This is a genomic window from Dactylosporangium sp. NPDC049742 (assembly GCF_040674675.1).
Taxonomy (GTDB): Bacteria; Actinomycetota; Actinomycetes; order Mycobacteriales; family Micromonosporaceae; genus Dactylosporangium; species Dactylosporangium maewongense.
On sequence record NZ_JBFANF010000081.1, the window covers coordinates 39683 to 50714 of the forward strand.

An 11032-nucleotide genomic window follows, 5' to 3' on the forward strand; every position below is an offset into this window, starting at 1 on the left:
GGGCGGGCGGTACGGGCGGGGTACGGGTAGCGGCGCGTGAGCCGGATGAGAGCGGCGCTGCCCATGATCGCCCCGACGTCTCTGCTGCTCGCCCGTTCCACGGAGGGACAACTATGGGCAGGTTCTCCTCGGCGCGCAGGCGCGCCGGACTGGTCCTCGCCGGGTTAGGGCTCGGCCTCGGCTGGGTCACCGTCGTGCCGCACACGGCGGTCGCCGCCCCGCCGAGCGCCGCGTGCGCCGCCGAGGCGGTGCAGCAGGACGAGAAGACCGCCAGGGCGTCCGCGCGCCTGTGCGGCAAGCGCTTCGAGGTGGTCGGCGCCCGCACCGCCAAGTCGCAGACGTTCGCCAACCCGAACGGCTCGATGACCTACGAGGCGTCCGCGACGCCGAAGCGGGTCAAGACCGCGAGCGGCTGGACGCCGATCGACACGGCGCTGCAGCCCGCGAAGGCCGGCGGCTTCGCCGCCAAGGCCGCCGAGCTGCCCGTGACCTTCTCCACCGGCGGCACCCAGCCCTTCGCGACGGTGCAGACCGCGGCCGGGGCGTTCGCGCTGCGCTGGCCGGCGGCGCTGCCCGCGGGCCGGGTCGACGGCGACAGCGTCGTCTACCCCGAGGTGCTCGCCGGCGTCGACCTGCGGGTCCGGGCGCTCAGCGACAGCTTCAACTACGTGCTGGTGGTGAAGACCCGCGCGGCGCAGGCGGACCCGGCGCTGCGCCGCATCGCGGTCGCCGTCACCGGACCCGCCACCCGCACCCGCGCCGACGGCACGTTCGAGGTCCTCGACGGCGCGGGCACCGCGGTGCTCGCCTCGGCGCCGGCCGGCATGTGGGACGCCTCCGGCGGCGGCACCGCCCGCGGCGCGGAGGACCTCACCCGCACCGGCGCGGTCGCGACCGAGCTGACCGGTGGCGAGCTGGTCCTGCGCCCCGACCCGGCGTGGCTGGCCGACGAGAGCCTCACCCTGCCGCTGTACGTCGACCCGCAGATCGGCCTGCCGCGGACCAGCTTCGCGTACGCCAACAGCGACAACTACAGCTACTCCGGCGGCGTCGGCGACGTCGCCCGCGTCGGCCGCAACCCGGAGTGCTGCGGCACCAACTGGCGGGCGTACTTCGAGTTCGGCCTGACGGCCGTGCACGGCAAGCAGATCATCGCTGCCGAGCTCAAGACCCTCGTCACGCACTCGTGGAACTGCACCGGCACCGACCTGACCCTGGCGCAGAGCGGGGCGATCGGGTCCGGGCTCAACGGCAGCCGGCTCGGCTGGGCGCCGGTGGTCCTGACGTCGTACGGGGCGCGGTCGGCGCAGAGCTGCAGCGCGCCGGGCAACAACCCGAGCTGGATCCTCACCTCGCAGATGCAGAGCTGGGCCGACGCCCGGTTCGGCGCCTACACGTTCGTGTTCCTCGGCTCGGAGAGCGACTCCCACCAGTGGAAGAAGCTGTCGGCGGCGAACACGAACCTGGTCGTGCAGTACAACACCCCGCCGACGATCTCGGACCAGTCCGCGACCGGTGACGGCAGCACCATCGGCTGCTACTCCAGCGGCACGAGCGGCCAGCCGGCGATCGGCGCGAACAACGGCGTGCAGCTGAGCACCAAGGTGCAGGACGCCGAGACCGACCAGAACATCGTCGGCAAGTTCGAGTGGCAGGACCTGACCGCCGGCACGGGCGTGGTGACCGTGCCGGACTCGCCGGGCCTGCCGGCACCGCGCACGATCACCGTCAACGTCCCCGGCTCGTCGCTGCCCAACGGCCACAACATCCAGTGGCGGGTGCGGGCGTGGGACGGCAACCACTACAGCGGCTACTCGCCGTGGTGCCACTTCGTGGTCGACGGGACCGCGCCGGCGCAGCCGCTGCTCACCAGCAGCGACCTGCAGGACTTCCCGTTCCCGGCGGGCCCGGGGGCGGTCGCCGGGGCGCCGGCCACGGTGACGTTCAGCCCGGTGGACCAGGTCCTGGACCGGGTGGTCGGCTACTACTACTCCGTCGGCACCGTGGAGCGGACCCCGAACATCTGGGTGCCGGCCGCGGCGAACGGCGTGGCGACCGTGCCGATCGTGCCCGTCGACGGCTCCGGCGGGATCAACATCCTCAGCGTGGTCGCGGTCGACGCCAGCGGCAACCGGTCGCCGCAGGCCCCGAACGTCGGCAGCTTCCACACGCCGGGCCTGTGGATGTTCCTGGCGAACCCGGGGACCCCGGCGCGGAAGCGGGCCGACGCGACCGGCGACGACAACGCCGACATCGTCGCCGTCGTCGACCCGGGCGGCTACCGGACGTCGCTCATGCGGTGGACGACGAAGGCCGACGGCAGCGGCACGACCACGCCGGTGACGCCGGTGGTCAACGACCCGCAGGCGTACCCGATGGCGACGGTCAAGGGGCTCAGCGGCGACTTCAACGGGGACGGCCGCGCCGACGTCGCCATGTTCCGCGACTATGGCGGCTGCCGCATGACCCTGTCGTGGTGGTTGTCGGACGGCAACGGCTACAGCGCCGCGGCGCAGCTGTGGGACTCCGGCGCCGGCGGCTGGTGCTTCGACCGGGTCCAGGCGGTCGCCGGCGACTTCACCGGCGACGGCAGGACCGACATCACCGCGTTCTACCGCTACGACGGCAACCAGGAGCGGACGTTCCTGTTCCAGGCGAAGGCCGACGGCACCGGCTTCAACGGGCCGGCCCAGTCGTGGGACTCGGGCCCCGGCAACTGGGACGGCAACCGGCTGAAGATGCCGGTCGCCGGCGACTTCGACAAGGACGGCAAGGCGGAGATCCTCGTCTGGTACGACTACGGCAACTGCGACACCGGCCTCTGGCGCTTCCGGGCCCCGGGCGACGGCACCCTCGCCACGAACCCCGTGTCCCGCTCCGGCGCCGGCGTCAAGTGCATGACGAACACCATCACGACCTTCAGCGGCGACGCCGACGGTGACGGCGACGAGGACCTGTACGAGATCCTGAAGTCCGGCTCGGGCGTGTGCGCGGCGATCTCGACCGGGATGTCCTTCGCGCCCGCGTCGTGCATGGCGATCCCGGGCACGTCCACCGCCGCGTCCTGGCGGTTCACCGGCGGCGACATCGACGGCAACGGCCGGTTCGACATCGTCTGCTTCGACGGCACGACCAGCACCACGATCAAGGTCGTCACCGGCGGGTTCGTCGCCGGCGCGGCGAAGACCGAGCTGAGCTGGTGGAACTCGACGAGCGTCACCGGCACGCTCGACCCGGCCACGGTGCGTGCGCTGTGAGGGCGCGGTGGGTTGGGCTCGTCGCCCTCGCGCTCACGCTGCTGGCCGACGGCGTCGCCGTGATCCCGGCGAACGCCGCCCCGGTCGACCTCAAGCTGCCGAAGGACCAGCCGCTGGTGCAGGGCCGCGACGCGGTGTACAAGGCGCCGGCGAAGGACCCGCAGCCGACCGTGACGGCCGCGCCGACGGTCGCCTGGCCGGCCGCCGGCACCGCCGAGGTGCAGCTGCCCGCCGCGGCCCCGCTGCAGGCGGCGGCCGCCCCGGCCCTCGCCTGGGCGCAGGGGCTACCGGTCGGCGCGCGGGCGGGCGCCGCCCTCGGCCCGCAGCAGCGGCTGTCGGGCGAGTCGCTCGGCACCGTGCCCGGCAAGGTACGGGTGAGCCTGCTCGCGCACGGCACCGGCGGGCGTGACGTCGTGTTCCGGGTCGGCCGCAGCGACGGCCGTACCGGTGCGGGCGCGGTCGTCGTCGGCGTGAACTACACCGGGTTCCGCGACGCCTACGGCGCCGACTGGTCCCGCCGGCTGCGCCTCGTCGCGCTGCCGGAGTGCGCGCTGAGCACCCCGGGCCTGCCGGGCTGCCAGGAGCAGCCGCTGGACTCGACGAACGACCCGGTCACCGGGGTGGTGTCGGCCGCCGTCACCGCGCCGGCGCTGCTGGACCAGCGGCTCGACGCGACGACCGCGGCCGCGCCGCAGGCCCGCTCCGGCATGCTCGTCGCGCTCGCCGCGGGGCCCGACTCCGACGGCGGCGACTTCAAGGCCACCGACCTCAACGCCGCCAACAAGTGGAGCGCGGGGGGCAGCGCCGGCGGGTTCAACTGGAGCTACCCGGTGCCGCTGCCGCCGGGTGCCGGCGGGCCGATGCCGCAGGTCCAGCTCGGGTACTCCTCGCAGTCCGTCGACGGGATGACCGCCGCCGCGAACTCGCAGCCGAGCTGGGTCGGTGAGGGCTTCAACTGGCAGCCCGGGTCGATCGAGCGCGGCTACCGCGGCTGCACCGACGACGGCCGGACCGGCACCGGCGATGTCTGCTGGGTGGGCGAGAACGCCACCATGACCCTGAACGGGCAGTCGAGCACGCTGGTGCTGGAGAACGGCAGGTGGCGGCCGTCGGCCGACAACGGCGCGAAGGTCGAGAAGCTCGCCGACCTCGCCACCGGCAACGGCGACGACGACGGCGAGTACTGGCGGGTGACGACGACCGACGGCACCGAGTACTACTTCGGCCTCAACCGGCTGCCCGGCTGGGACGGCAACGCGGCCACCGAGACCAAGTCCGTCGGGTACGAGCCGGTGTACGGCAACAACACCGGCGAGCCGTGCAACGCGAACGGCTGGTGCCAGCAGGCGTACCGGTGGAACCTCGACTACGTCGTCGACCCGTTCAAGAACACCATGTCGTACTTCTACGATCGGCACGTCAACAACTACGCCCGCAACCGCACCGACTCGTCCGGGACACCGTACGTCCGCGACCTGTACGTGCGGGAGATCAACTACGGCACGCGGCAGAACGCGGCCGGCGCCGACACCGTCTTCGCCGGCACCGCGCCGGCCCGGGTCGTGTTCGGCACCGAGGAACGGTGCATCACCCCCGGCGCGACCTGCGTGCCGGCCGCGGCCAACGCGGCGAACTTCCCCGACGCCCCGGTCGACCAGCTGTGCTCCGGCACCAGCTGCGCCGGCCGCTACTCCCCGACGTTCTTCACCACGAAACGGCTCAGCACGGTCACCACCGAGGTCGCCACCGGCAACCGGACGTGGCGCCGGGTGACGCAGACCAAGCTCAGCCACCAGTGGAACGACCCGGGCGTCAACCTGCAGAAGGTGCTGTGGCTGTCCAGCATCAAGGGCTGCGGCACCACCGACGACGCCGACGCGTGCACGCCCCCGGTCCAGCTCAACCCCGTCGGGATGCGCAACCGCGTCGACATGGCCGGCACCACCAACAGCATCACCCGCTACCGGATGCGCTCGATCCTCACCGAGTCCGGCAACACGATCGCCGTGACCTACTCGGCGGAGGACTGCGTCGCCGGGCAGACCATGCCGGCCGCACCCGACAACAACAACCGGCGCTGCTACCCGCAGTACTGGGTGCCGCCGGGCACCGGCAGCCCGAAGCTGGAGTACTTCCACAAGTACCGCGTGGAGAAGGTCGCCGAGGGCGACGGCGGCGACGCGACCGACGGCACCGAGGACGAGGAGACCACCTACGAGTACATCGGCGACCCGGCGTGGCACTCCGACCAGAACCCCATCGCGATGCCGAACCGGCGCACGTGGGGGCTGTGGCGCGGCTACCAGAAGGTGCGGGTGCTGCGCGGCGCCGCGACCGGCGTGCGGCTGAAGACGGAGACGACGTACTTCCGCGGCATGCACGGTGACAAGCTCAGCAGCGGTACCCGTACCGCATCCGTGCCCGACTCCGACGGCGGCAGCTGGGCCGACGAGGACCGGTTCACCGGCACCGTCCGGGAGCAGATCAACTACCTCGGCGAGACCTCGACCGTGGTCGACAAGACGAAGACCGACCCGTACGAGTACGGGCCGACCGCCACCCAGGACGTCCTCGGCATCACCGTGCGGGCGTGGGTGACGAACGTGAAGTCGACGCAGGTCACGACGACGCTCGACGGCGGGCGGGCGCCCCGCAAGACCCGGACCACCAACACGTTCCTGGCCGACGGCACCGGCCGGGTGGAGCGGGTCGACGACGAGGCCGACCTGTCCACGACCGCCGACGACCAGTGCGTGCGGCAGTGGTACGCGAGCAACGCCGCCGGCACGAACATCCAGCACCTGTCCCGGGTCGAGGTGGTCGCGGTGCGCTGCGCACTCACCCCGAACCGGGTCACGGACGTCGTCTCCGACGTGCGGATGTGGTACGACGGGGCGACGTCCTACTCCACGACCCTGACCAAGGGCTTCACCTCCAGGGTCGAGCAGCTGCTGACGCCGAACGCGACGAACCCGGCCTACCAGACCACCACGAGGTCCGTCGCGGACGAGCACGGCCGGTCCGTCGACGTGTGGGACGCCGAGAACTACCACACCGGCACCGCCTACACGCCGGCCACCGGGGGACCGGTCACCAAGGTCTCCGTCACCAACCCGCTCGGCTGGGTCACCGACACCGACGTCGACCCCGCCAACGGCCGCGCCGTCTCCGTCGTCGACAAGGACGTCAGCGGGCCGGGGACGACCCGGCGGACCGACTTCGCCTACGACAAGCTCGGCCGGGTCGTGTCCGTGTGGGCGCCGGGCCGCAGCAAGGCCGCCAACGAGACGGCGTCGGTGAAGTTCACCTACGACCTGCGCCAGACCGGCGGGTCGAGCATCGCCACCAGCCGGCTCAACACCGCCGGCACCGGGTACCGGACCAGCTACTCGCTGCTGGACAGCAAGCTGCGCGTCCGGCAGGAGCAGAGCCCGGCGGAGGGCGGCAACCGGGTCATCGTCGAGACCCTCTACGACAGCCGGGGGCTGGCGAAGGTGTCCAGGCCGGCGTTCGGGGCCACCGGCGCGCCGAGCGGGACGCTGCGGCTGGCCACCGACACGGAGGTGCCGGGCCAGACCCGCTCCACCTACGACGGCGCGGGCCGGCTGATCATGCAGGCGTGGCAGCTCAGCGGCGTCACCCAGTGGACCAGCAGCCGCGCGTACGGCGGCGACCGCGAGGACCTGAGCCCGCCGCCTGGCAGCTCGGCCACCTCGTCGTTCACCGATGCCCGCGACCGGCTCACGGCGTTGTGGACGTACCGCGGCAACGTCGCCGACCCGGTGAACGGCGCGCACGACGTGATGCGCCGCACCTACCACCCGAACGGGGAGGTCGCCTCGGTCACCGACGGGTCCGGGAACCTCTGGACGTACGTCGTGGACCCCATGGGCCGGGTCACCGAGGCCAACGACCCGGACACCGGCAAGAACACGTACGAGTACGACCTGCTGGGCAAGGTCACGAAGTCGGTGAGCGCCCGCAACGTCACGACGTACACCACGTACGACGGGCTCGGCCGCAAGACCACCGAGTACACCGGCACCACGACGAACAAGACCGCCGAGTGGACCTACGACACGCTGGCGCACGGGCTGCCCACCGCGGCGATCCGCTACCAGGGCGGGCAGGCCTACACCCGGCAGGTCACCGAGTACACGGCGGCAGGCCAGCCGAAGAAGACCAAGGTGACGATCCCGTCGAACGCCACGACCGGGACCCTCGCCGGCGACTACGTCACCGAGTCGACCTACAACGCGGACGGGACCGTCGCCACGGCGACCGCGTCGGCGAAGGCGAGCGTGCCGAACTACGGCGGGCTCACCGACGAGACCCTGCAGTTCGGCTACACCCCGCAGGGCAACCCGCTGACGCTGCAGTCGAACCTCGGCACGTACGTCGTGGACACCCAGTACAAGCCCGAGGGGATGCTCGCCAGCATGCAGCTGCGCGACTCGGCGGCCGGCAAGAACCTGCGGCAGCTGTGGTCGTACTACCCGGGCAGCAAGCTGCTGTCCAACCATCTCGTGTACGGCGACATCCCGAACACCGTGGCGAAGAACGCCACATACACCTACGACGCCTCCGGCAACGTGCTGTCGATCGCCGACAAGATCGCGCAGTACAGCGCCGGGCAGGACGACGTGCAGTGCTTCCGGTACGACGACCGGTTCCGGCTGAGCGACGCGTGGACCCCGTCGTCGGGCAACTGCGCGACGGCACCGACGGTCGCCGGGCTGGGCGGCGCGGTGGCGTACTGGAAGTCGTACGTCAACGACGCCGGCGGCAACCGGACCAGCGAGGTGACGCACACCGCCGGCGGGGACTTCACCCGCGGCTACACGTATCCGGCGCAGGGGGTCAGCACCGGGCGGCCGCACGCCGTCACGCAGATCACCACCAGCGGCGCGGGCACGGGCACCGACACGTACGGCTACGACAACGGCGGCAACGTCACCACCCGGTCGATCGCCGGCCGGCCGTCGCAGACGCTGACGTGGACCCCGGCCAACCAGCTGGAGTCGGTCAGCGACAGCGCCGGCACCACGTCCTACCTGTACGACGCCGAAGGGGCGCGGCTGCTGACGAAGGACCCGGCCGGCACCACGCTGCACCTGGGCGACGTCGAGTACCGGCTGGCGGGCGGGGCCACCTCCGGCACCCGCAGCTACGTGCACGCCGGCCAGACGATCGCGGTGCGCTCCCCGCAGGGGCTCAGTTGGCAGTGCGCCGACCACCAGGGCACGGCCGGGCTGTCGTTCAAGGCGACGGACCTGAGCAGGACGGTGCGTCGGGCGGACCCGTTCGGCAACCCGCGCGGCCCGGTGGTGACCTGGCCGTCCAAGCGCGGGTTCCTCAACGGTTACGCCGACGACACGGGCCTGGTGCACCTCGGCGCCCGCGAGTACGACCCGCGTGCGGGCCGGTTCGTCTCCGTCGACCCGATCCTGGACGCGAACAAGCTGCAGGGCATGAACGGGTACTCCTACGCCGAGAACAGCCCGGTGACGCTGTCGGACCCGGACGGCCGCTACGCCTGCCGTGGCAACGAGTGTGCCCCGACGCCGCCCCCGCCGCCGCCGGCGGAGGAGCCGCCGATCGGGGTGTTCATCCCGGACAAGGGCGCCGACCCCAAGAAGCCGACGGGCACGACGATCGTGAAGTACAAGGGCAAGGTGTGGGTGTACCACAACTGCAAGGAGGGCATGGTCGGCGCCGTCACGGTCTCCCCGTGCGCCCCCGAGGAGGAGCTGGGCGCCGCGGTCCCGTGCAGCGGCGTCGGCGGTGGTGGCCTGAAGGGCGCGATCTGCTGGGAGTCCGCCGACGGGTTCCGTCACGACATCTACGGCAACAAGTACTGCCCGCTGAAGTCCTACCAGACGGCGTGCTCCCCGGGCGCTGCGACGCCCAAGCAGGAGCGCGTCTGCGAGAACTACTCGACGGTGATCGGCCCCAAACAACCGAAGTACCAAGGGGGCGGGTACGAGGACCCGTTCGAGTGTGCCAGCGGCAAGGCGGTGTGCAGGGTCGGCAACATCCTGAACTTCGCGCAGTTCCTGTTCGGCTTCTGCCCGATCGTCTGGTGTACGGCGGTCGGAACCGGCATCGGGGTGGTCTCGGCCGGGGCGTACTACCTCGGCGGTGAGACGGACAAGGGCAACCGGCAACTGATCACCACGGGGCTGGGGCTCGCCCTGGGCCCGCTGACGGGCAGGGTGGCCATGAAGGTCGCCTCCAGCTCCGGGCCGCAGATGGTGAACAGCGTCGACTACGCCCTCGGCCAGGTCGGCGGGTACGGCGTCGGTGTGCCGTTGTGCGGCTGGACCCCGTTCGGCTGCGACGACAGCGCGACCCTGACGCAGTGGCCTTACGACGAGGAGTGACTCGACAGGCCGTCCTGTACGAACGTACAGTGCAGATGTACAGTACGTTCGTACAGGACGGTGAGTTTCGATGGGTCGTGGGGACCATCTGCTCGACGCGCTGGTCCGCGTGGTCGCGGACGGCGGCATCGCGGCGGTCAGCGTCCGGGCCGTCGCGGCCGAGGCCGGGGTCTCCGTCGCCCAGGTGCAGTACTACTTCCGCACCAAGGAAGAGCTCGTCACCGCCGCCTACAAACACGTCGCCGACGGCCTGCTGGAGCGGGTCCGGGCGCTGGACCTGAGTGGCCCGCCGCGGGACGCCCTGCGGCGGGTCCTGCACGTCTGGCTGCCGGTGGACGAGGCCCGCAGCCGCGACGCCAAGGTGTGGCTGACGTTCGCCGCGGCCGCGCCCGTGTCGCCGGCGATCGGGCCGCTCAGCGCCGAGATGGACGGCGACCTCAAGCGTTGGCTGGCCGGCTTCCTCGGCGAGGCGCAGCGGGCCGACGCCCTCGACCCCGCCCTCGACCCGGACGTCGAGGCGGCGCTGATCCTCGCGGTGCAGGACGGGCTCGTCGTGCAGGCGCTGGTCCTGCCCGAACGGGAGCGGGCGGCGCTCGTGGTCGCCGCGATGGACACCTATCTGGACCGGCTGTTCGCCGGACGTTGACGGAGGCAGACGATGCGCGCGCAGACGCTGGACCGGCCGACCCGACGTTCCTCCGTCCGCCCCTGGCGGGCCGTGCTCGGCGCCGCCGTCATGGCGGTCGCGCTCGGCGCCGGGCAGGCGGCCGGCGACGCCGTCACCCGCTGGGCCGGCCTGGCCGGCTTCCCCGCGCGGCTGGTGCCGGCGCTGCTGGTCGCCGGGATCGCCGTGCCGCTCGTCCTCGCCCTGCGGCGGCGTGACGGCGCCCCGGCCGCGCGGCTCGGCCTTACCGGCCCGCGGGAGGCGACCCTGGGGTTCGTCCTCGGCGTGGCCGTCGTCGCCGGTGCGGCCGCGGTCGTGTTCGGCGCCGGCACGGCCGCCGGCTGGCTGCGCTGGGGCGACCTCGATCCGGGCGCGCTGCTGGCGTTCCTCGCCACCGACGCGGTCATCGCGGTCCTGCTCGAGGCGCTGCCGGAGGAGCTGAGCCTGCGCGGCTACACGTGGGGCACGCTGCGCGAGCGGTACGGGCCCGCCCGCACCGGCCTGCTCACCACCGCGCTGTTCGTGGTGGTGCCGGGCGCGGCGAGCGCCGTCAACGCGGCGGTCACGTGGGCGTGCGGCGGCGACCCGGGCCCGATCGGGCTCGCGCCCGCCGGCGAGGACCCGGTCGCCTACGTGCAACGTTCGTTAAAGGTGGTACACGAACTTGTGGCGGAGTGTGCGGTTCGGTGGTGCGGGCCGTCCCCAGATCCAGGGGTTGGCGTGGGTGT

At 72.4% G+C, this 11032-nt stretch carries 4 protein-coding genes; all 4 read left to right on the top strand.

Going from position 1 to position 11032, the window contains the following annotated elements:
- Window positions 1-113 precede the first annotated feature (113 nt).
- Complete coding sequence (locus AB0J72_RS52020) at window positions 114-3257, top strand: VCBS repeat-containing protein (RefSeq protein WP_363414382.1); 3144 nt, start codon at window positions 114-116, stop codon at window positions 3255-3257.
- Window positions 3254-9640, top strand: coding sequence for an RHS repeat-associated core domain-containing protein (locus tag AB0J72_RS52025; protein ID WP_363414385.1), 6387 nt, complete (start codon window positions 3254-3256; stop codon window positions 9638-9640). Before AB0J72_RS52020 ends, AB0J72_RS52025 begins: the two co-directional genes overlap by 4 nt.
- A 70-nt stretch (window positions 9641-9710) precedes the next feature.
- Window positions 9711-10286: a TetR/AcrR family transcriptional regulator gene (locus AB0J72_RS52030; RefSeq protein WP_363414388.1), complete on the top strand. Its 576-nt coding sequence runs from the start codon at window positions 9711-9713 to the stop codon at window positions 10284-10286.
- A gap of 12 nt (window positions 10287-10298) precedes the next feature.
- The coding region (locus tag AB0J72_RS52035; RefSeq protein ID WP_363414391.1) for a hypothetical protein at window positions 10299-11032 on the top strand (734 nt) is incomplete at its 3' end.